General features: G+C 62.5%; 22 protein-coding genes, 2 tRNA genes and 3 pseudogenes. 14 read left to right on the top strand and 13 right to left on the bottom strand.

The genetic code is table 11. The features are described 5' to 3' along the window. Positions 1-35 precede the first annotated feature (35 nt). On the bottom strand, positions 36-599 hold the full coding sequence (locus MXB53_RS02495) for a DUF192 domain-containing protein (protein ID WP_248895627.1): 564 nt from the start codon (positions 597-599) through the stop codon (positions 36-38). A gap of 89 nt (positions 600-688) precedes the next feature. Here MXB53_RS02495 and MXB53_RS02490 point away from each other — a divergent pair. Further along, a tRNA-Val gene (locus MXB53_RS02490) sits at positions 689-762 on the top strand. 176 nt (positions 763-938) lie between these two features. Here the strand turns inward: MXB53_RS02490 and MXB53_RS02485 are convergent. Continuing rightward, positions 939-2279, bottom strand: a pseudogene (locus tag MXB53_RS02485) (transposase); the annotation flags it as partial. Positions 2280-2511: 232 nt separating this feature from the next. On the opposite strand from MXB53_RS02485, the gene MXB53_RS02480 reads away from it, so the two are divergent. From MXB53_RS02480 to MXB53_RS02470, 4 genes and pseudogenes are all read left to right on the top strand, one after another. Further along, the gene (locus tag MXB53_RS02480) at positions 2512-2655 is read left to right on the top strand and encodes a rubrerythrin-like domain-containing protein (RefSeq protein WP_143414393.1); all 144 of its coding nucleotides are present in this window, start codon (positions 2512-2514) and stop codon (positions 2653-2655) included. 442 nt (positions 2656-3097) lie between these two features. Next, the gene (locus MXB53_RS02475; protein WP_248895625.1) at positions 3098-4189 is read left to right on the top strand and encodes a DUF7972 family membrane protein; all 1092 of its coding nucleotides are present in this window, start codon (positions 3098-3100) and stop codon (positions 4187-4189) included. Between the two features lie 106 nt (positions 4190-4295). After that, positions 4296-4429, top strand: a pseudogene (locus MXB53_RS15915) (site-specific integrase); the annotation flags it as partial. A gap of 185 nt (positions 4430-4614) precedes the next feature. Further along, complete coding sequence (locus MXB53_RS02470; RefSeq protein ID WP_248895624.1) at positions 4615-4947, top strand: DUF5789 family protein; 333 nt, start codon at positions 4615-4617, stop codon at positions 4945-4947. A gap of 72 nt (positions 4948-5019) precedes the next feature. Here MXB53_RS02470 and MXB53_RS02465 read toward each other — a convergent pair whose 3' ends face one another. Continuing rightward, the gene (locus MXB53_RS02465) at positions 5020-5814 is read right to left on the bottom strand and encodes a response regulator (protein WP_248895623.1); all 795 of its coding nucleotides are present in this window, start codon (positions 5812-5814) and stop codon (positions 5020-5022) included. Positions 5815-6161: 347 nt separating this feature from the next. On the opposite strand from MXB53_RS02465, the pseudogene MXB53_RS16015 reads away from it, so the two are divergent. Continuing rightward, a pseudogene (locus tag MXB53_RS16015) lies at positions 6162-6275 on the top strand (hypothetical protein); the annotation flags it as partial. A gap of 173 nt (positions 6276-6448) precedes the next feature. Continuing rightward, positions 6449-7282, top strand: coding sequence for a formate/nitrite transporter family protein (locus tag MXB53_RS02455; protein ID WP_248895620.1), 834 nt, complete (start codon positions 6449-6451; stop codon positions 7280-7282). A 110-nt stretch (positions 7283-7392) separates the two neighbouring features. Here MXB53_RS02455 and MXB53_RS02450 read toward each other — a convergent pair whose 3' ends face one another. Then, positions 7393-8388 (bottom strand): DUF7972 family membrane protein, encoded by a 996-nt coding sequence (locus tag MXB53_RS02450; protein ID WP_248895619.1) that lies wholly within the window; start codon positions 8386-8388, stop codon positions 7393-7395. A 378-nt stretch (positions 8389-8766) separates the two neighbouring features. Continuing rightward, a complete protein-coding gene (locus MXB53_RS02445) occupies positions 8767-9666 on the bottom strand; it encodes a M14 family metallopeptidase (RefSeq protein WP_248895618.1) in 900 nt (299 codons plus the stop codon). A gap of 149 nt (positions 9667-9815) precedes the next feature. On the opposite strand from MXB53_RS02445, the gene MXB53_RS02440 reads away from it, so the two are divergent. Continuing rightward, positions 9816-10274: a DUF4112 domain-containing protein gene (locus tag MXB53_RS02440; protein WP_248895617.1), complete on the top strand. Its 459-nt coding sequence runs from the start codon at positions 9816-9818 to the stop codon at positions 10272-10274. A gap of 461 nt (positions 10275-10735) precedes the next feature. Here the strand turns inward: MXB53_RS02440 and MXB53_RS02435 are convergent, their stop codons facing one another. Together MXB53_RS02435 and MXB53_RS02430 are read right to left on the bottom strand one after the other, a co-directional pair. Continuing rightward, a complete protein-coding gene (locus tag MXB53_RS02435; protein ID WP_248895616.1) occupies positions 10736-10984 on the bottom strand; it encodes a hypothetical protein in 249 nt (82 codons plus the stop codon). 314 nt (positions 10985-11298) lie between these two features. Further along, a complete protein-coding gene (locus MXB53_RS02430) occupies positions 11299-11511 on the bottom strand; it encodes a hypothetical protein (RefSeq protein WP_248895615.1) in 213 nt (70 codons plus the stop codon). 169 nt (positions 11512-11680) lie between these two features. On the opposite strand from MXB53_RS02430, the gene MXB53_RS02425 reads away from it, so the two are divergent. From MXB53_RS02425 to MXB53_RS02415, 3 genes are read left to right on the top strand one after another with little or no spacing between them, the layout of a single operon-like run. Continuing rightward, positions 11681-13081 carry a signal recognition particle protein Srp54 gene (locus tag MXB53_RS02425; RefSeq protein ID WP_248895614.1) on the top strand — a complete coding sequence of 467 codons (1401 nt, stop codon included), beginning with the start codon at positions 11681-11683 and terminating at the stop codon, positions 13079-13081. Positions 13082-13136: 55 nt separating this feature from the next. Beyond that, positions 13137-13718, top strand: a complete 582-nt coding sequence (locus MXB53_RS02420; protein ID WP_248895613.1) for a magnesium transporter — start codon at positions 13137-13139, stop codon at positions 13716-13718. Next, entirely contained in the window at positions 13719-14276 is a 558-nt protein-coding gene (locus MXB53_RS02415; RefSeq protein WP_248895612.1) for a magnesium transporter, read from the top strand. It begins immediately after the preceding gene. Positions 14277-14298: 22 nt separating this feature from the next. Here the strand turns inward: MXB53_RS02415 and MXB53_RS02410 are convergent, their stop codons facing one another. Beyond that, on the bottom strand, positions 14299-14709 hold the full coding sequence (locus tag MXB53_RS02410; RefSeq protein ID WP_248895611.1) for an RNA-binding domain-containing protein: 411 nt from the start codon (positions 14707-14709) through the stop codon (positions 14299-14301). After that, a complete protein-coding gene (locus MXB53_RS02405; RefSeq protein WP_248895610.1) occupies positions 14706-15263 on the bottom strand; it encodes an AAA family ATPase in 558 nt (185 codons plus the stop codon). Before MXB53_RS02405 ends, MXB53_RS02410 begins: the two co-directional genes overlap by 4 nt. 107 nt (positions 15264-15370) lie before the next feature. Here MXB53_RS02405 and MXB53_RS02400 point away from each other — a divergent pair, with 107 nt between their 5' ends. Together MXB53_RS02400 and MXB53_RS02395 are read left to right on the top strand one after the other, a co-directional pair. Next, complete coding sequence (locus MXB53_RS02400) at positions 15371-15748, top strand: YccF domain-containing protein (protein ID WP_248895609.1); 378 nt, start codon at positions 15371-15373, stop codon at positions 15746-15748. A gap of 172 nt (positions 15749-15920) precedes the next feature. Then, positions 15921-16019, top strand: a tRNA-Arg gene (locus MXB53_RS02395). Positions 16020-16296: 277 nt separating this feature from the next. Here the strand turns inward: MXB53_RS02395 and MXB53_RS02390 are convergent. The 3 genes from MXB53_RS02390 to MXB53_RS02380 form a co-directional block, all read right to left on the bottom strand. After that, on the bottom strand, positions 16297-16668 hold the full coding sequence (locus MXB53_RS02390) for a DUF5518 domain-containing protein (RefSeq protein WP_248895608.1): 372 nt from the start codon (positions 16666-16668) through the stop codon (positions 16297-16299). Positions 16669-16710: 42 nt separating this feature from the next. Then, complete coding sequence (locus MXB53_RS02385) at positions 16711-16896, bottom strand: hypothetical protein (protein ID WP_248895607.1); 186 nt, start codon at positions 16894-16896, stop codon at positions 16711-16713. 257 nt (positions 16897-17153) lie between these two features. Beyond that, entirely contained in the window at positions 17154-17738 is a 585-nt protein-coding gene (locus MXB53_RS02380) for a DUF7474 family protein (protein WP_248895606.1), read from the bottom strand. Positions 17739-17831: 93 nt separating this feature from the next. Between MXB53_RS02380 and MXB53_RS02375 the strand changes: the two genes are divergently transcribed. Continuing rightward, on the top strand, positions 17832-18950 hold the full coding sequence (locus MXB53_RS02375; protein ID WP_248895605.1) for a DNA primase large subunit PriL: 1119 nt from the start codon (positions 17832-17834) through the stop codon (positions 18948-18950). Here the strand turns inward: MXB53_RS02375 and MXB53_RS02370 are convergent. Next, a complete protein-coding gene (locus MXB53_RS02370) occupies positions 18947-19144 on the bottom strand; it encodes a DUF7472 family protein (RefSeq protein ID WP_248895604.1) in 198 nt (65 codons plus the stop codon). The two genes, MXB53_RS02375 and MXB53_RS02370, sit on opposite strands and share 4 nt — an antisense overlap. Positions 19145-19287 lie beyond the last annotated feature (143 nt).

The raw sequence follows: 19287 nt of genomic DNA, 5'->3' as shown, positions 1-19287 counted from the left end.
GCGCCGTTCGTCGCCCTCGCCGGTGGTCCTTTCGGTCAGATGTCGCCGACGCGCACCCGGTCGCCCTCATCGATCCTCGTCTCGTTCGTGTAGCCCATCGGCACTTCGAGGACGTATTTCGCGCGGCCCGAATACCGTGTCAGGTCGTTCCCGCCCGCCCCCTCGGGCGGCAGCGGCGCGTGATGGATGGTCGTGATGGTGCCGTTCTCGGCGATGAACACCATGTCGAGCGGGAAGGCCATGTCCCGCATCACGTAGGCGTGATTACCCTCTTGGTCGTGGACGAACAGCATCCCCTGCCCCGGTTCGAGCGCGGTAGTGTCGCTCAGCCCGGTGTAGCGTTTGGTGAACGAATCCGCGATCCAGACGTCGACCGTCGCTAACTGCGTCCCGTTGCGGTCGACGAGGTCGACGGTCGCCGTCCGGTAGGAGTCGCCGGGAGTCACCGGTGTCTGTGTCGCGGTCGAGGCGGCGGTCTCCGTTCCCGCTGGCGTCGCTCCGTTCGGCGTCGGCGTCCCCGCTCCGCCACCGAAACAGCCCGCGAGGCTGACGGCGACGAGGAGGGCGACGGTGGCGAACACGGTCGCGCGGCGTGGCATGGATGACGACTCAGCCGCGTGCGGGTAAGCGTTTTGCGGACGACGAAGACAGAAACCGTTATTCGGCCGGGGGCCGGTGTTGACGACGAGGGCTCGTGGTCTAGTTGGTTATGACGCGGCCTTTACAAGGCCGAGATCGGTGGTTCGAATCCGCCCGAGCCCATCGGATTTTGTGACGAACCGCACGGTGAGTCACAAATCCGTGTACCGAGGGCGGTTCGAACGAGAGAAACGAGGAGCGAAGCGACGAGTTTCTCGTTGTTCGAATCCGCCCATTCCTCTGGAGACCACCCGCCATCTCACACCTAGCCGATTGGCTCCCAGGGACTGCGACCCGTGAGTCGTCTCGTGCCACTCGTTCTTCCCGAGATGGAGCTTCCGATCGGTCTCGTACCGGTCTTGATCGCGCTGGAGCAACCGCTTCGCCTGGGCTTTCTCGCTAGTCTGCATCCGCTTCGGCACGACGTAGGAGAGCCCACGCTGGCTGATCGTCTCCAGAACGTGCTGGCTGTCGAACTCCCGGTCCATTAACACGTTATCGACGTGAACGAGCTCTTCAGCCGAATCCAGCAAGTCCTCGACAATCTCTTTGCGTGACTCGCCTCGTCGAACTGGCCGCGCATCGAGCACAAGTGGGACAGCGTTGCCCACGAGCTGGACTGTCGCCCACTGGTAGGCGTACTCGTCGTTCTTCTCCTTCGTCCCGATGATTTCGTCTTCGTGGCCCGTGCAGTCGCCCGTAAAGGGATCGTCCTTGGTGATGTCGATCGCGACAATACCCGCCCGGAAGAACTCCTCCGTCTCCGCGAGCTCGTCGATGAGTTGCTGGGCCGCCTGTTGGTACATCTCGCGAGTTTGCTCGACAGGGATATCACGAATCTGGTCGCGATAACCGTGCCCGAGGGGTGTTCGATCACGTGTTGACTCGTGAATGACGCTCCGAGCGCCCTCGTTAGCCGCCAAGTTCTCACGGAGCCCCAGATAGGTCTGTAAGCCCCAGTGGACGTTCTCGTGTATCTCCCAGTCCTCGCCACGATTGAGCGAGAACTCGGGGAACACGACTCGATTGACGTGCTTGGTAATCGTTCCTCCCTTGTCGAGAATGGCTTGATCATTTGGGTCCGATTCAGCGGCGGCGTCGCCTTGATCCGGGAGACTCCGTTCTGGTTCGCGTGGCACGGCGACATCCGCATTCTGGGCTTTGATCAGAATTGCTCGAGCGGCTTTCTGGACCGTCTCCCGAAGCTCATCGGTGAAGCGCTCGTTCCAGGTGCGCCACAATGTAGATTGATTAGGGACCGTCCCCAACTCTAAGCGCTCACAGAGGTCGGAGTAGCTATCGAGGTACTCGAGTAGTGCTGTTTCGTGGTCCCATCCGTGGAGTTCTTTCAACACGAACACGCGAAAGAGGGTGTCCATCTCGTAGCGTGTCGAATTCCCGTAGCGATCGTGAGCCTCGAATCTGAAGTAGGCTATTGGGAGTTCGCAGACGAACTGCTCGTGTGAGTCGTGTTCGTGGTGAGTAAATCAGATTTCCGAGACGACTCGGATGTCCGATTCTAACCCGGCGAGCGAGGTTCGATCGTACAGCGGCGTCGAGTCATATGCGGGCCACTCGACGTGCTGCTGGTGTGCGATTCGTCGAAAGACACTCCATCGAGACTCGCGAGTCGCGACCACTATGGATGGATATCCCGGACATACTCAAGAGTCCGTCTAACTTATCTGTATAGCGGTTTCGGTAGCTCTATTGGATTCCTCAATCGCGAACAGGTCTGGTGTAGCTAATCGTTAGATGTAGTGTGAGCAGTCACCAACTTATCCCAACGTTGTATGGATTGATGCTCCGTCGCGAAGGTATCGCGATGATTAGACCCCATACTTTATCTGTCGGTAAACATAACTATTGATAATGGTAGAAACTGATCCTGATCCCGCCGAGTCTACGTTGTATGTGTGTCAAGAGTGTGGCGCTGGTGTCGAAAACCCGGAACATGAAGATGAGTGTCCCGACTGTGGTGGGCCATTGCGAAACACAACTGTCGCTCACGACTAATCCCAGTCGACGGCTTAGCTGATGATGCGATAGCCGTTAGGTTGCAGTAGCATTCGTATTCGGTTAAAGACCGAACCCGACAGACGCCGATGTCTTGATGATCTTATCTAAAAAACCGCGTAGAGAGAGGTTGTGCTGCCTGGATTCTCTCCAACGCTCATACGACGCCGGTTGGTTTCCCTCTTTCCTGCAGAACCGAACATGAATGGGCGTAACACGTAACCACTTGAATCTCAAAGTACTGTCAGATGAAACTCTCGACACTTATCCTTGTGGTCGGTGCGATCCTATTCTTGCTCCCAGGACGCCCGACGGGTTATCCGTCTCAGGACGTGGACGCGTGCCGGACCGATGGCGGACTGCGGCCGAGTCCCTGCTCGTTGACCTGGCCTGACCCGAGTTCGGCAGCCAGTTTTTCAATCGTGAGCGGAGTACGGCCGGTATGAGCGACAGTGAGGGAAGTCGTCCGAGCGACACGATGCGGGAGCGCGTGCCGGAGAGCAGCCGGAAATTCTGGCTACTGTTGAATGCGAACCGGTGGCTGGTTGCCGCTGGCATCGCGGGCGGCGTGTTCCTCGCGCTCGCCATCATCGGACAACTCCACCCGACCGGGACACCGGCGCTGTTCAGCCAGGAGGACCCCATCGAGACGCTGTTCCAGGGGCTGCTCACGTCCATCATCACGGGCGTCACGCTCGTGCTCACGCTCAGCCAGCTCGTCCTCTCCCAGGAACAGGGGCCGGTCGGGGACCAGCGCGAACGCATGGAGGGCGCGATGGCGTTCCGGAAGGATGTCGAGGATGTCATCGAGGAGCCTGTGAGCCCCGCCCAGCCCTCGGCGTTCCTCCGGTCGCTCGTGAAACTCACGAAGCGCCACACGGACGCTCTCCAGGACGCCATCGCGGACATCGACAACGACAACCTGAACGATCAGGTGGCCGCGTTCACAGAGAACGTGAAGCGGAACGCGGACGCCGTCGAGAGCAATCTCGAAGGCTCCCAGTTCGGGGAGTTCGACGTGGTGTTCTCCGCGCTGAACTACAACTACTCGTGGAAGTTGTACGCGGCGCGTCGCATCCGCGCAGAGAACGAGGACGTGCTCACCGAGGAAGCGCACCACGCGTTCGACGAACTCATCAACGCGCTCGAACTGTTCGGGCCGGCGCGCGAGCACTTCAAGACGCTGTACTTCCAGTGGGCGCTCATCGACCTCTCCCGGACGATGCTGTACGCGTCCATCCCCGCACTCCTCACGGCGGTCGCGGGTATTCTCTACCTGGAACCGGCGCTGTTCCCGGGGACCGTGTTCGGCGTGCGCACGCTCGTCGTGGTGGTGAGCGCGGGGGTCGCCGTCTCCCTGCTGCCGTTCGCGTTCCTGTTATCCTACATTCTTCGCATCGTCACCGTGACGAAGCGCACGCTCTCCATCGGGCCGTTCATCCTCCGGGAGACCGACCGGTCCCGTGACCTCGACTGGGGCGAACCCGAAGCGAAGAGCGAGGAGAACGCGGCCGTCGGCGACGAGGGTGAGTAAAGCAAACGTCGGCAACCAGAACGAGTAGCGCGGCCCGAGACTCACATGGTGGTGTCGCGTCAAGTACCACGTGTACGACGCGGTGCTCGTCCCGACCGATGGCAGTAACGCCGCGAGTCTCCCCGATCCAGTGATCTCGCCGCTTCGGAGCTCTCGCCAACTTATGGACTCTGGATGGAGTGATGGCCGGTGCCTCCGACGTTCGACCAGCGGACGCTTGCAACCCTTGTTCGGGAGGAACACAACGAGTTTTTTCGCCGGGCATAGGACTAGCCCTTCGTTCTTGTTGTCCGGCGACCGCGGATCGTACTGACTGACCGGTGGAGAGGCGTTCGCTGAACCTGCTTTTCGAAGTCTATCCGTTACGTTCGGGCTCACCCGTCACCGTCCACAGGACTATCCGACTAGAGAGCCAAAACTCAAATATGGCAGATGACAAACAGGGCCGAAACGAGCAAGCGGATGACGAAAAACGTCGCCAGCGAGAGCGGATGCAAAAGGAGGCACGTACCCGCGCCGATGAAGAAGAGCCGATGCGCGCCGATTCTGGTGAGCGGCTCGGTGACCTTGATGAAGCACTCGAAACCCACAACTATCCGACGACAACGGATAAATTGGTTGAAGCCTATGGCGACTATGAGATCGAAACGCAGGGCGGAACGGAAACCCTCGATGAAGTACTTGCCGCAACCGATAACCAAACGTACGACTCCGCCTACGACGTTCGAAGACGGCTACTGGAATTGATACATCACTAACGAGGGTGTCCTAGAACCATTCGGTGGTTTTTCATTGATCATTTTGCTGAAGAAGCTGACAAGCAGATCTCCCTATATATCGTTAGTGGTCATCTCCTGAATCAGACAGATCATCGTGCCGTCCTCCGTGTGGCTGAGGGCATGATCGACTTGAATTCGCTTACCGTCTTCACGAACGTACGTCGTGACGCCTGACCAGCGTCCTTCGACAGGGACGGTCGGCAGAATTTCATCGTAGAGGATATCAACATCGTCCTCTGGATAGAGAAATTCCCAGTGGTTGTCGAGGATGTCCGCCTGAGCATACCCGACCATCTCAGCAAAGGCTTCGTTGACATAGAGGAAGTACCCGTCTTCATCGAGAAGCGCGATGCCTTCGCGAGCGGTATCTATTGCTTTGAATCCGCGAACCATCTGCTGATTCGCATGATACCTGTCGATCGAATTCATGATGCGGTTTGCGAGGAGAGCATACTGGTCGGCACCTCCAGCTTTCTGGAGATAATCGGTTACGCCCGCAGCAATGGCTTCACTCGCAATCTCTTCGCTCCCCTTGCCGGTGAACAGGATGAACGGAAGGTCGGGATACCGTATGCGCACTTCCTCCAAGAATTCCAATCCGTCCATTCCCGGCATGTCGTAATCGCTAATAATGCAGTCGAGATCTGCAGCATCTAAGCGGTCAAGTCCGTCGGAGGCACTGGTTTCGGTGACCAGTTCGAACAGTTCCTGTTCGCGTTCGAGAAAGGTGGACGTGAGATCAACGAGTGGGGGGTCATCATCGACGTGGAGGATTCGATAGCGATCGGTGGGAGGTCGAACGATCCCCTCAATATCCAACCCATTATGTTGGTTATTGTTGTCCATACGATCGATTGGGGACGTTGTGTGTTAACTTTCATCATTATCTCTTCGTTCGAATCCTGCGGGTTCCCTCTTTAGAAGCAAATTCGAGTACTGTGTTTCTGTACGATGTGATAAGTAGCACCCCTGTACTGAACGGGAGTGTTACTGCTACCGTTGACGAAAGAAACAATATTTGCGAACTGTTAACACTGTTCTAGCTGGTTCACATTCTCAACCCCCACCCGCCGCCAAGTCTCTCAAGTGAAAGAACCCGTGCGCCAGTTGGCACGGACGTGCGTCGCGACGGGTTTTATCGCACCCTATGTGTCGAGAGCGTCACCCGATTGAGCGAGCGGCGCACGCAAACCATGTTCAAGACGCTGCCAGATAGTGCGCTGGCGTCGATTCGGTCGGCCGTCGAGGCCGTTCCGCCGAGCATCTTCGACCGCTCGACGAAACACAGGGAGATCAGCGGGTTCGACCAAATACCCCGAGTCGAGAGACGACTACACACCCGTCTCGGGGATCCAGAGAGAATCATCCTTCGCACGGCGAGGGAGTAGGTTCAGGTCGGAGAGCAAACAGGGGGACTCGGCGTTTCGGCGTCAAGACCGACCGAAATAGTATCCGTCGGGATTCACTCATTCCCACAGAGATGGCTCCTGACAGCTACGATACGACTCGTGACTACCAGACGATCCTCCGTTTCCAGATCGAGGAGGGGTTGAAGGAGCTTGAGCGCCCGGCTCAGGGCCAGTTCCTGTCGTCGCTTTCGTGTGGGCTCACGCTCGGCATCGGCGTCTTCAGCCTGCTCATGGTCACGACAGTACTCGGGCCCTTGTTCGGCGATGGAGCGGTGTATCTCCTCCGATCGGGGGCGTACACGTTTGGGTTCGTCCTCGCGATCATGAGCCAGACGGAACTGTTCACAGAACACACCACTCTCGCCGTGTTCCCCGTTCTTTCCGGGGATGCCACGTCACGCAGTCTCGGTCGGCTGTGGACTCTCGTGTTTGTCGGGAATATCGTCGGCGGGACGCTGTTTGCCGGATTCATCTCCGTGAGTGGTCCCGCCCTCGACCTGATCGAACCGGAGGTCTTCATCGATGTCGCCAGCACGTTCATCGAACTCTCTCCGCTCGCCGTCGTCACCGGCGGGATCATGGCCGGTTGGTTGATGGCACTGCTGTCCTGGATTCACACCTCCGTGGGCGACAGTATCAGTCGTATCGCCATCATCATCGTCTGTACGTTCCCGATTGGATTCGGTCACCTGCCCCACTGTGTCGCTGGCAACATCGAGGTTATCGCCGGCATGCTCGCTGGCGCCCAAATCACCCTCCTCCAGTGGGCTCAGTTTCTCGCACTCACCACGGTCGGGAACATCGTCGGTGGTGTCGTGTTCGTCGCTCTGCTAAACTACAGCCACGTCGTCTGGGGGACCGAAGGGAAGACCGTCGCCGAGTCCATCGAAGCGACCGAAGAGTAGGAAGGCGACCTCACGGGAGCCGTCGATGGTAGACGCGAGGGGTCGGCGGTGTGAATCGGCCTGAGAGGTGCCTCCACGAGAGCATTCAAAGGACGAGACAGTGGGAGGCATCACTCGCTGTCGGTTCGCTCCTCGGGCGGGACGAACGGGCCGACTGAGACAGTGTGGCGAGCGATGGTTGCCGCACGGAACATGTACGCGATGAACACCGCGAGCGGCGTGACGATGATCCCGAGACCGAGGCTAAACACCAGCGGGAGAGACGGTTCCGGAACGGTGACGGAGGCGGGCTGATAGATGAGGGCCATTGCGACGCTGGCGGCGAGGGCTACGAGGCCACTGTACGCGACCACACGGGAGAGTCGAGCGAAGTCCTGCTGGAGCGAGAGCGTCTTGAAGAACTGCCGCGTGACGGCGATCGCCTCCAAGAGGTCGTCGATCGCATCGAGTTCCGACTCGGCGGCCGGAGAGAACTGGTCGTACTCGTTCTGGAGATGTTCTGTCGCGGTCATGTTCCGTGCGTATTCAGTACCCAGGATGACCGCTAGAACGTTTACGATGGCTGTCTGACTCTCTATCTTCTCGGAGATGCTCTCACCGTAGGTGGCGATTCCCTCCGCGTAGTCTTCGGCCTCGGCAGAAGTGCCGTCACTGGACTCGAACGCTGAACTGAGGCGGTTCGCGCGTTCGGTGAGCGTCTCGGCGATCAGGCCGAGAAAATCCGCCGGATCGTTCGGCACGGATGACGCGCCGGCGTGCTCCCGCACCCGTTGGCGGAGGTCACGCGTGCCGTCCATCTGATCGAACAGTTCCCTGGGGGAGCCGAACATGCGCGAGAGGACCAGCTGGTTGATGGATAGCGCGATAGTGACAAGGGTCACCGTACCGGAGATGAATCCGCTCGCGAAGGCCGCCGCCGCAGCACTCCCTGGCCCGATGGCCAACAACCCGAGCCGGGTGAGTGCGAAAAACAGCACCGCGACAGCGCCGACGAGAACGCCAGTGACGGCGATTCGATTCCCACCGAGAAGGAGCCAATGCAACGCTCGTTCACCGACTCCCTCGATACTCCGGACCGAACTCGCCGTCGACGCTGTCCCACTCATCGACTCCTCCGAACAAACTGTGGCACGGTCGCGACAACTATCGATCTGAATATCACACGTTCACTCGGGCTTCGGGACGTTATTGTATAACTTGGGTGGTTGCGTAGGTGGAGTTAGGATACGAACTCCCCGATCTGGACGAATTATTATTGGAGCCGGCACAGAATCCGAGCCCACGAACGCTTTCGCAGACAGGTTGAATCAGGAGAGTTCGCCTTTGTTCGCCACTAAGAGGGTGTCATAGAAGGGTTCCCAAGGCGTTCATTAGAGAATGTCGTAGAACAGTTGCCATCCTTCTGCCGAGAGTCTGGTGGCTACTCACGATAGGGGTGTCTGTCTCAGGAAAACAGTTACTCTCTACGGAACGACACGGATGAATTAGTTCCTGGGAATCGGGGAGACTCCCCAGGCGTTGCGCGCTGACGAAAGCGTCTCGCCGGCGACAGCACCCTTGTATCCGAGGATGTCGTCATACCCTGTTTCGGACATCAGAATCGGAACGAAGGAGGTATCGGCTACGTATTCGTCCCTCTCGCTGCGTACGACGGTTGTCCCTGGTTCGACCACTTCGAAGTTGTCGACGAGGAGATCGTAGTTGGCGTCCGGCTGTGTCGAGACTGCTTCAGTCATCGTGTAATATGTCGAATCTGCCTCTACCGGTTCCCCAGGAAGTGCATCAACCAACTGGAGGAAGGCCTCAACGATTTGCCGCGCGTTCTCTGTCGCCTCCTCGGTACGCGTTCGGCCTGCTTCGATAGTGAGAACGGGTGCTGACGCTGCGAATGCTCCCTCAAAACAGGGCGTTGGGTCAACAACGTGAGTAACTGGGAGGCGAGCGGCTAGTGCCTGTACCTCGGGGTGTGACCGTGAGACGAGCGCGATTGGATCATCGTAGGAGTGGGTGGAATGGAGAGAGAGGACGACGCCACAGTCGCTGATTATTTTGAGGAGCGCAGCAGCGAGTCGGCGTTCGCGGTCCTCGCTGGCCGGATCGCCTGGAAACACTCGGTTCATGTCGGCATCGAGGTATCGGCGATGGCTCGCGACGGCAGGCGGATTCGCTACTACGAGTTGTATCGGTCGCTGTAAGTTCGTGGAGGATTCGAGAACTTCCCGGACTGCCCGAACGCCACTCGGTTCATCGCCATGAATGCCCCCGACAATTGCCACGTCAGCGTCGTCTCCGGGACCGAGTACTGCCGCTGCTGGCGTAATGTCTTCTCCGAACACTCTCATTACTATCCGGTGCAGGCCAAAATACCTCACGACCGGAATCATCCCACCTCAGCGTTCATCTAGCTCTTTAGTGTGGTAATCGTTCTATGACACCCTCCGCCACGAAAGTTGAACGAATGAAGGGCCGAGACTGGCGTCGGGACGACGCCCACCACACAGACTTTCCGTCACCAACTCGAAACGCTACCCCCATGCCCGCGGACTTCGAATCTCGCTTCGACGTCAACTACGACGGTGAACTACCGGGAAGCGTCGACGAGGCCGCGCTCAAGCGGATGGAGACGGTCGCGTACGTGCTCGACGAGAGCGTGCGCGTCCCCGGCATCGGCGTCCGCATCGGTATCGACCCGGTTCTGGGAGCACTCCCCGTCGCTGGCGACGTGGTGAGTGGCGCCTTCTCCCTGTACATCGTCGCCGAGTCGGCGTACCTCGGAGTCTCTTTCACGACGCTGCTGGAGATGCTCGCCAACATCACCATCGACGTGGCGGGTGGGTCCATCCCCTACATCGGGGCCGTGTTCGACGCGCTCTGGAAGGCGAACAAGCGCAACGTCGCGCTCGCACTGGAGGACCTGGCCGAAGCGGTGGAGACGGACGGGTCCGGCGGCGGGACAGGCGGCGTCGACATCCCCGTCGAACCTGACGACTGAGTGCTTATTCGACTGCTCTCAACGAGCCGGACTACGAGCGGCGGCTTTTGAACCACCGAGTCATGCGTGACGTGACTTCGAGATCACGTTTCGCCATGATGACGGTACTCTGAGATCGCTGGCGACCTCTTTCGGGAATGGTCCCGAACACGACATACTGGAGGGTCCTTCGCGAGACATCCCCGATACACGACGCTCAACCGGTAGGTGGTAGTCCCAGAAATTGTTTTGCCATCACTGGCCTAACTACTGTCGTATGCATTGAGATTAGCAGTCTCAACTTTTGGACCCGCGCCATTCTATATAGCGGAATAAGGTTTGTCCCATGCGGAAATGACTGTGGGTGATATTTTCGAAGGTGGGGCACAGAACAGCTTTACCGCCAGAATATGGGGGCTGGATGTGTCATGAAGCCCGGAACCCCAGCGGACGTGACGACTACCCCAGACGACTCGACCACCCTACGCTCCGTCCCCTCGGCACGTCGACCGAGAACGTGACGCGCCGCCGCTCGTCGGCCCCGAAGGCCACCGTCTGGCTGTCGTCGTAGGGATCGTCTCCTCGCTGTCGAGCAGTACGAGTTCGACGATCACGCCGCCCGCCGCGCCGTCGTTCTGGACGGTGACGTAGATGTCCGTCTCGCCGAAGAGCGCCTCGAACCCGCCTTCGATCGGTGTCGACGACGGTGGGATCGGGCGAGGCGAGCGCACTGCATCCGGCGAGCCCGGTCAGAAAGGCTGTACTGACACCGCTCACGACCGCTCGTCTGGAGGGCATGGGCGCGCCTTCGGCCGTCTCCGTAAGGGCTTTCCGGCAGTCACACCAGGCGCACCAGCGAGTTCTCCACTTCGCCGGCGACGATGACGACGCGCCCGTCGCGTCAGTACTCCTCGATCGGCTGTCCGACGTTTCTCCTCGATGGCCTCGCGGTCGATGGTCGTGTCAGGGGCGAAGACGTACGCACGTTCGGCCCACGACGTGGTCTCGCGCACGTCGAGTCGGCGTCCCGTGGCCACCGCCTCGCTCAAGGGGAGCCGTCGTCGGCGGTGGCTTCGAGCTCGCGGCCGGTGGCGTAGTCCGCGTCGCCGAAGTGGTCGACGAGCGTGGAGAGCGTCCCGTCGTTGGCGGTCCGGTACGGCCGCGTTCGTGTTGCTCGATGGACGCCGACAGCGGACCCCTCGCCGCCTCCGCGGCACTGATGCTGAGCAGCACGTCGTGGACGATCCCGACTCCGCACAGCCGGCAAGCCCGCCCGTTACGACCGTGGCCGCGAGCGCCTTCCGGAGATACGAACGGCGGTGCATCGCCCCGAGTTGGGACTGCGGGGTCTTATGCGCGTTCCCCGTGCGTGCCGCGCGTTCGGGACGAACAAAGCCTTTACCGGCGCCGGCGCGTAGTCACCGGTAATGGTACTCGACAATCTCGGGAGCTCTCTGCGGGACACCCTCTCGAAACTCCAAGGGAAGTCCCGTCTCGACGAGGACGACGTCCAGGAGGTCGTCAAGGAGATCCAGCGCTCCTTGCTTCAGGCCGACGTGGACGTCGACCTCGTGATGGACCTCTCCGACTCGATCAAAACGCGCGCGCTGGAAGAGGAGCCGCCGGGCGGCACGAGCGCCCGGGATCACGTCCTGAAGATCGTCTACGAGGAGATGGTCGACCTGATCGGCGAGTCGACCGAACTCCCCCTCGAACCGCAGACCATCATGCTCGCCGGTCTCCAGGGGTCGGGGAAGACCACCTCCGCCGCGAAGATGGCGTGGTGGTTCTCGAAGAAGGGGCTGCGCCCCGCCATCATCCAGACCGACACCTTCCGCCCCGGCGCCTACGAACAGGCCGAGCAGATGGCCGAGCGCGCCGAGGTCGAGTTCTACGGCGACCCCGAGAACGACGACCCGGTCGAAATCGCCCGCGAAGGGCTGGAAGCGACCAGCGACGCCGACGTTCACATCGTCGACACCGCGGGCCGCCACGCGCTCGAAGACGACCTCATCGACGAGATCGAGGAGATCGAGTCGACGGTCGATCCCGACCGCTCGCTGCTCGTCCTCGACGCCGCCATCGGTCAGGGCGCCAAAGATCAGGCCCAGCAGTTCGACGAATCCATCGGCATCGACGGCGTCGTCATCACGAAACTCGACGGGACGGCCAAGGGCGGCGGCGCCCTCACCGCCGTCAACGAGACCGATTCGTCCATCGCGTTCCTCGGTACCGGCGAGACAGTCCAGGATATCGAACGCTTCGAACCGGACGGCTTCATCTCCCGCCTCTTGGGGATGGGCGACCTCAAGCAACTCTCCGAGCGCGTCGAGCGCGCGATGGCCGAGACGGGGACCGAGGACGACGACTGGGACCCCGAGGACATCATGGAGGGGTCGTTCACGCTGAAGGACATGCAAAAGCAGATGGAGGCGATGAACAACATGGGGCCGCTGGATCAGGTGATGGACATGATCCCCGGCATGGGCGGCGGGCTGATGGACCAGTTGCCCGACGACGCCATGGACGTGACCCAGGATCGGATGCGCACCTTCGACGTGGCGATGGACTCGATGACCGACCAGGAACTGGAGAACCCGCGGACCATCGGTCAATCACGCGTCGAGCGCATCGCCCGCGGCGCCGGCGTCGACGAGGAGTCCATCCGCGAACTCCTCGAACAGCACAAGATGATGGAACGGACCATCAAGCAGTTCCAGGGGATGGGCGACGGCGACATGCAGCGGATGATGAAGAAGATGCAGCAGGGCGACGGCGGCGGCGGTGGCGGCATGGGCGGGATGGGCGGCATGGGTCCGTTCGGTTAGTCGCTCTCTTCTCACTCCGCCCAACTTTTCATCCCCGGCCGTGTTGCGTTCGACGATGACCGTCCGCGAGGTGGCGACCGAGGCCTACCGCGAGGCGCTTCCCGCCCTCGGCACCAGCCTCGTCGGCGGACTGCTGGCCGGCGTCGTCCTCGGCGGGATGCGCGCCGACCTCCGCGCAGTGCCGGGATTGCTCGTCCTCGTTCCCGCCTTGCTCGCGACGCGTGGCAACGTCTACGGCTCGTTCGGGGCCCGTCTGGCGACCGGACTCCACCAGGGGTTGATCGAACCGCGAATCCAGGCCGGCGACCCGCGATTGCGCGCCGCTGCGGCCGCGGCGCTCGCGAACGGCGTCGTCGCCTCGCTCTTCGCCGCCGCCGCGGCCTTCGCCGTCCTCACTGCCCTCGGCACTCCCGTCGCTGGCATCGAGCGATTGCTCGGTATCGCCCTCGTCGCCGGCGTCCTCTCGGGCATCACGCTCACCGTCGTCGTCGTCACCGTCGTCTTCGCGGGCTACCGCCGCGGCTACAACCCCGACCCGCTCGTCGGCCCCCTCGTGACCACTACCGGCGACGTCTTCGGCGTCCTCTTTCTCCTCATCGCCGTCAGATTCGTCGCGCTCGTCATGGGGGGTGCCTGAATGTCGACCGCGTGGACCGTTCGCGCCATAACCCGGGCGATGCTCCCCGTCCTCCTGCTGCTAACGCTCGTCGAAATCGGGAGCGGTCTCGTCCTCGGGAGCTTCGAGTCGACGCTCCTGCAGTATCCCTCGCTTCTCGTGCTCGTTCCCGTCACTATCGGTACCGCGGGGAATCTGGGAAGCATTCTCGCGGCCCGCCTCTCGACGGCGTTCCACCTCGGGACCCTCTCGTTCGCACTCGATGACGCCGCGCTCGTCGGCAACGCCGTCGCCATCGTCGCGCTGGCCGCCACGATGTTTCCCCTCGTCGGTTTCGGGGCGTGGGGACTGACCGCGCTCCTCGGCTCGACCGCTCTCCCGCTGTCGACGGTTCTCGTCGTCTCGCTCGCCAGCGGTCTCTCGCTCGCGGTCCTCGCCGTCGCCGTCACCGTCGTCGCCACGTACGCGGCCTACCGGTTCGAACTCGACCCCGACGACGTGGTGATCCCGGTCGTCACGAACACCTGCGACGTGCTCGGCGTGGTGCTGCTCTATCTCGCCGTGCTGGCGTTCGTGTAGCTCTTCCCGCGGACCCCCCGTATCAGTCGGGGTCGACCGGCGTTCCCTCTTCCGTCGGCGGCGCGACGTGATCGATGAACGACTCCACGTCGGGTTCGTGGACCGTCATCTGCACCTCGATATCGCCGAGTTCGTCCGGCGACCCGACCGAGAAGTTGATGATGCCCTTGAACGCCGCCTGCTTTTTCAGCGCGAAGGCGAACCCCTCGTCGTCGGCGCGGCGGAAGAACTCCTTGCGGGCGGTGTCGAGGATCGCCTGTTCGTGCAACTGTTCGGAGAGCGCCTCCATCGAGTGTGCCTCGGCGACGAGTCGTCCCGGTTCGTGTTCGATCTCCGCGTTCGGGAACAGGTTGTGGATCGCGTCGGCAACCCGATCGGTCACTTCCGTGTCGCGAACCGGCGCGACGATCCGCACGTCGACCTGGTGGATCATCGCTCGGCCTCCACGGGGTCGTCGAGTACCTCACGAACGCGGTCCCGGAACGCCGACAGCGAGCCGGTGTTCTCGATGGTCACGTCCGCGCGGTCCATCACGTCGCCCATGCCGAAGCCGAGTTCGCGCTCCTCGCGCTCTCGGAGCGCCTCCCGGTCGATATCGGTGGCGTCGCGTCCCCGTTCACCCAGACGCTTCGCGCGCGTCTCGAACGGCGCCTCGACGCTCACGAGGACGAACGCGTCGCCGAAGGCGTCCTCGAAGCGCGCCACCTCTTCGGGGGCGCGCAGTCCATCGACGAGCACTGCCTCCGCGTCCTCCAGCGCGTCCCTGATGTGTGGCAGCGAGCGTTCGGCGACGGCCGCAGGGCCGCCCTCGTCGCGGAGCGCCTGCGCCACTTCGCCGTGGTGCTCGGCCGGGTCGAGCCCGCGGTTCCGACACGCCGCTCTGATCACGTCGCCCATAGTCACCACGGGGACGCCCATCTCGCGGGCCACCTCCGCGGCTTCGCCCTTGCCGCTCCCGGGAAGCCCCACGGTGCCGACTACCTTCATTACCAGTCAGTACCGGCCTCGTGGCCTTATGTAATGCGATGCATCCGCGCTCCCGTGGCGCTTCTGGACCGCGCCAGGCTTTTGCTCGCGCCCCGCCACTCTCCACCGTGACGCAACGCTCCCTCTTCACCCGTGCCCTGTGGTTCGTCGTCGTCGGCTGGTGGGCCACGCCGGCCGTCGTCAACGTGGCGTGGTTCCTCTGTGCCACTGTTGTCGGCGCGCCCATTGGCGTCAAGCTCATCAACCTCGTCCCGACGGTGCTGACGCTGAAAGAACCCGAATCGATCGCGGATCCGTCCGCCGCTCCCGAGCAGCGCTCGCTCGCGCTCCGGGCGCTCTACTTCGTGTTCGTGGGGTGGTGGCTCGGCTGGCTCTGGGCGAACCTCGCCAGTTTCCTCGCGGTCACCGTCATCGGTCTCCCGCTCGCGATTCCCATGTTCGACCGGCTGCCGTACGTCACGTCGCTGTATCGGTTCGACGGCTGAGACGGATTATCGGAACTGTTTACCGGCGGTTCGCTGGGACGGTCCAGCGAATCACCGGTACTGACTTCCAAGAAACCGTATGAGACGGGTCGTTGTGCCGGTTTATCGGCGACGCCAACCGGTCCGTGTGAGTCGAACGGTTTTTTGACGTGCTACTCTACCTTCTCGACGAGGGCACGTAGCTCAGTCCGGATAGAGCGTCGGACTTCTAACCCCGAGGCTGGCGGGGGAAGTCATCCGACGGTCGTGGGTTCAAATCCCATCGTGCCCGTTCACTCACTTCGTTCACGGGCACGATTGAGTCCCACTCGCTCACTTCGTTCGCTCGCGGGACTCCCATCGTGCCCGCTATCTGCGAACGTCAGTGAGCAGTAGCGGCTACTGGATTTGAATCAGGGAGCGAACAGCGTGAGCGACCGTGGTTCAAATCCCATCGTGCCCGTTCACTCACTTCGTTCGTTCACGGGCACGATTGAGTCCCACTCGCTCACTTCGTTCGCTCGCGGGACTCCCATCGTGCCCGCTATCTGCGATACCGACTCAACAGCTCACTCCACGTCCTCAACCACGTACGCCCCCAGATACCCACCGAGCGCGCTCAGACCGACGGTGTACACCAGGCTGATCAGGACGCCGAACACGAACAGGAAGATGATCCCGCCGATGCCGAACACCATGTGCGGCTGGGGACCGAATCCGAGCATGAACGTTCCGACCGCGAGCACGAGGAAGATGCCGAGAAACAGCGGTATCGACGCGATGACGCCGGATATGGCGCCGATGCGGATGCCGGTGTCGTAGTCGGCGTCGTTCAGATACGCCGCGACGCCCCCGCCGAGGACGGGCGAGAACGGGATGAACGAGAGGACGACGGTCACGACGGCACCGATCAGTGCGTGGAGAGTCGAGTCGGAGACCATACACGCCCCTGTTTCGGTCGGAACAAATACCTTCGGCCGCGGTCACCCCTCCGGGATCATCGAGAGCGTCCGCGTGTACCGCCGGATCGTGTTCCCTTCCGCGTCCCGGAGGACGACCTGAAACTGCGTTTCGCCCGTCACCTCGGTCAACTCGCTCGCCCGAAGGTCGAACTCGAACGGCGGCGACCGGTCGATGGCGACACGCTCCCCGCCGCTCACGACCGTCACGTGATCGATGCCTTCGGAGTCAGTCAGGTGGCAGTGGACCTGTGTCTCCCCACCCGTCGCCGATTTCGGACAGAGCAGGTCGGGGTTGATGTCCGCGCCGGCGCAGTCGAGCGTTCGGACACGCGGTCGTCTGTCTCTCCCGGTTCCGTCGCCATGGGAGAGAATGGGACGATGAGCCGCGTATGTCTGGTTGCGAACCTGTTCGTGCCGGTTCCCAGCCCGTGAGAATCAGTGTCGCGGTTCGGACTCTCGGCCGCTCAGTGACGCCGGTCGATGACCCGTTTCGCGGCCGTCGCCTTCTCCTTCCAGCCGTAGCCCGCCTCGTAGACGTGGCGTTTCTTCTCGACCAGTGCCTCGGGCGACGCCTCCTCGAACCCGCCGCGGTCCCACGCGCCGCTCTCGTGAAGCCATTCGACGACGGTCGCTTTCGTCTCTGGCCAGGAGAGCCCGACCATCTCGTACCACGCGATCATAGCGAAGACGGCGTTGTCGTGACAGCCGGGGACGCTCCCGCGCTCGTAGAGGGTCTTGATCGGATCGCGGGTCGGCACCGACACCGCTTCGCGGTACTCCTCGGCCGGGAGGAGTCGCAGGCGGTCGTTGGACTCGTCGACCCGGCCGTCCTGCTGGAGGCGGTCGAGCGCCGCCTGCCGGATCGGTCCCCACTCCGCGACGCGTTCGGGCACGTCGTCGGCGTCGGTCACGCCGCCCGAAAGCACGCTGACGACGTCGACGTAGGCGGTCTCTATCTCCGCCCAGGGCGTCCCCTCGAACTGGCAGTCGGCGTCGTGGAGACTGTTCGTCGTCCGGCAGTCCGGGCACGGGTAGTCGAACGTCGGCACTACCACGTCGAGTAGGCCGGCGTGGACTTAGGTCGTGTGGTCCGGACGCGCTGACCGTCGCGCTTATCCACCCCGCTCCACAACCGTTCGGCGATGCGTCCCGACCCGCTCTACGCCCGCTATCCCTTCTTCCGTGCGGCACGGGAGGCGGTCCAGGCGGCCGACATCGCCCCGCCTCGCCTGGTTACCGAGGGTGACCCAGCGGTCGACCGCGCCCGCGAACGGGTCGAGCGCGCGCTCATGTCGGGCACCGTCGCCTCCGAGACGCCGGAGCGCTGGAGCGACCGCGACGAACTCCTCTCGTACCCCATCGCTCGCATCCTCGTCTCGCTGGTGGATATGCGGGCGGCAGTCGAGAAATACGCCGAGGCCGAGGCCGACACCGCCCACGACCGACTCGTCGCGGACCTCACGGCCGACGACGACGAACTCCGGAGCGTCGACACGACGCGCGCCACCCTGTCGCAGGTGCTCGACGAGTTCGACCTCACGGAATCGGTGACCCGCGTCGACGCCGGTAATGAGCGAGACGACGCCCGGGATGCCGACGCCTTCCGCATCGACGTGACCGACTACCTCCGCCTGGCCGACCCCGAGTGGGGCACCGACTGGCGACTGGTCAACCGCGAACTGGCCGACGGTGCGGTCCCGATCGACCGCAAGGAACTCCGCCGCCTGCTCCGAGAGGCCATCCGCCGCCGGGTCGCCGACGAGCTTCCCTTCGGGGTCCGCGGCAGTGCCAGCGGCGACGCCATCGCCGCCGCACTCGAAGACGACGTGGCGACGCTCCGCGACCGTCTCGCGGAGCGCGAACGCCTGCCCTCGGTCGATGTCGTCGCGCCCGACGCGTTTCCGCCCTGCATGCAGGCGTTGCTCGACGACGCTGCCGACGCGGAGCTATCACCCCACGCCGCCTTCGCCGTCACGTCGTTTCTCGTCTCCCTCGGCCTCGACGCCGACGCCATCGCCGACCGGTGGCCCGGCCTTGACGACGACGCGCTCGACTATCGCGTGACCGTCCTCGACGACGACGGCGGTCCCGGTGGGAGCCAGTACCCCACGCCCTCGTGTGCGACGATGCAGGCGCTCGGCGACTGTGTGAACCCCGACGAGCGGTGTGAGACGATCGATCATCCGCTCCGATACTACGCCGCGGCCCTTGACGACGCGACTCAGTCGGAGTCGAGCGCGGAGGGCGAGGCGGGCGATTAATCCGCGAGGAAGAGGCCGACGCCCGCCATCAGGAGAATGAACACCGCGATGCTGGCGACGAGGGCCAACCCGCCGGTTGAGCCAAGCCCTCCGTCGCTGTAGGTGGTACCGATGCCGACGACGGCCGCGACGAAAACGCCGACGACGCCGACTGAGATGGCTATTTTCCGGACCATCCCCTCTTCGAGTTCCATGTTCGCACATCCGTCAGCCTCGGCAAAAGGGCTTCGATGCGGCAGTGAGGCGCGGCCGCGCGGTCCCTGCCCTCGTGTCCGGGCGACAGCTCGGTGCTAGCCACAGCGATTTCTACCCCCGAGGACGCCGCATTCGGCCGGTA

Origin of the sequence: Haloplanus sp. XH21, from assembly GCF_023276355.1 — an archaeon.
GTDB lineage: Archaea > Halobacteriota > Halobacteria > Halobacteriales > Haloferacaceae > Haloplanus > Haloplanus halobius.
Note: the sequence above shows the minus strand (reverse complement) of the source record. Positions and strands in the feature narration are given on the sequence as shown.

Coding starts and splice junctions, on each gene's coding strand:
- MXB53_RS02370 (WP_248895604.1), bottom strand. CDS start 19,144: ATGGAACTCGAAGAGGGGATGGTCCGGAAAATAGCCATCTCAGTCGGC.
- MXB53_RS02470 (WP_248895624.1), top strand. CDS start 4,615: ATGGCAGATGACAAACAGGGCCGAAACGAGCAAGCGGATGACGAAAAA.
- MXB53_RS02495 (WP_248895627.1), bottom strand. CDS start 599: ATGCCACGCCGCGCGACCGTGTTCGCCACCGTCGCCCTCCTCGTCGCC.
- MXB53_RS02375 (WP_248895605.1), top strand. CDS start 17,832: ATGCGTCCCGACCCGCTCTACGCCCGCTATCCCTTCTTCCGTGCGGCA.
- MXB53_RS02420 (WP_248895613.1), top strand. CDS start 13,137: ATGACCGTCCGCGAGGTGGCGACCGAGGCCTACCGCGAGGCGCTTCCC.
- MXB53_RS02415 (WP_248895612.1), top strand. CDS start 13,719: ATGTCGACCGCGTGGACCGTTCGCGCCATAACCCGGGCGATGCTCCCC.
- MXB53_RS02405 (WP_248895610.1), bottom strand. CDS start 15,263: ATGAAGGTAGTCGGCACCGTGGGGCTTCCCGGGAGCGGCAAGGGCGAA.
- MXB53_RS02410 (WP_248895611.1), bottom strand. CDS start 14,709: ATGATCCACCAGGTCGACGTGCGGATCGTCGCGCCGGTTCGCGACACG.
- MXB53_RS02445 (WP_248895618.1), bottom strand. CDS start 9,666: ATGATTCCGGTCGTGAGGTATTTTGGCCTGCACCGGATAGTAATGAGA.
- MXB53_RS02455 (WP_248895620.1), top strand. CDS start 6,449: ATGGCTCCTGACAGCTACGATACGACTCGTGACTACCAGACGATCCTC.
- MXB53_RS02475 (WP_248895625.1), top strand. CDS start 3,098: ATGAGCGACAGTGAGGGAAGTCGTCCGAGCGACACGATGCGGGAGCGC.
- MXB53_RS02465 (WP_248895623.1), bottom strand. CDS start 5,814: ATGGACAACAATAACCAACATAATGGGTTGGATATTGAGGGGATCGTT.
- MXB53_RS02440 (WP_248895617.1), top strand. CDS start 9,816: ATGCCCGCGGACTTCGAATCTCGCTTCGACGTCAACTACGACGGTGAA.
- MXB53_RS02390 (WP_248895608.1), bottom strand. CDS start 16,668: ATGGTCTCCGACTCGACTCTCCACGCACTGATCGGTGCCGTCGTGACC.
- MXB53_RS02480 (WP_143414393.1), top strand. CDS start 2,512: ATGGTAGAAACTGATCCTGATCCCGCCGAGTCTACGTTGTATGTGTGT.
- MXB53_RS02425 (WP_248895614.1), top strand. CDS start 11,681: ATGGTACTCGACAATCTCGGGAGCTCTCTGCGGGACACCCTCTCGAAA.
- MXB53_RS02450 (WP_248895619.1), bottom strand. CDS start 8,388: ATGAGTGGGACAGCGTCGACGGCGAGTTCGGTCCGGAGTATCGAGGGA.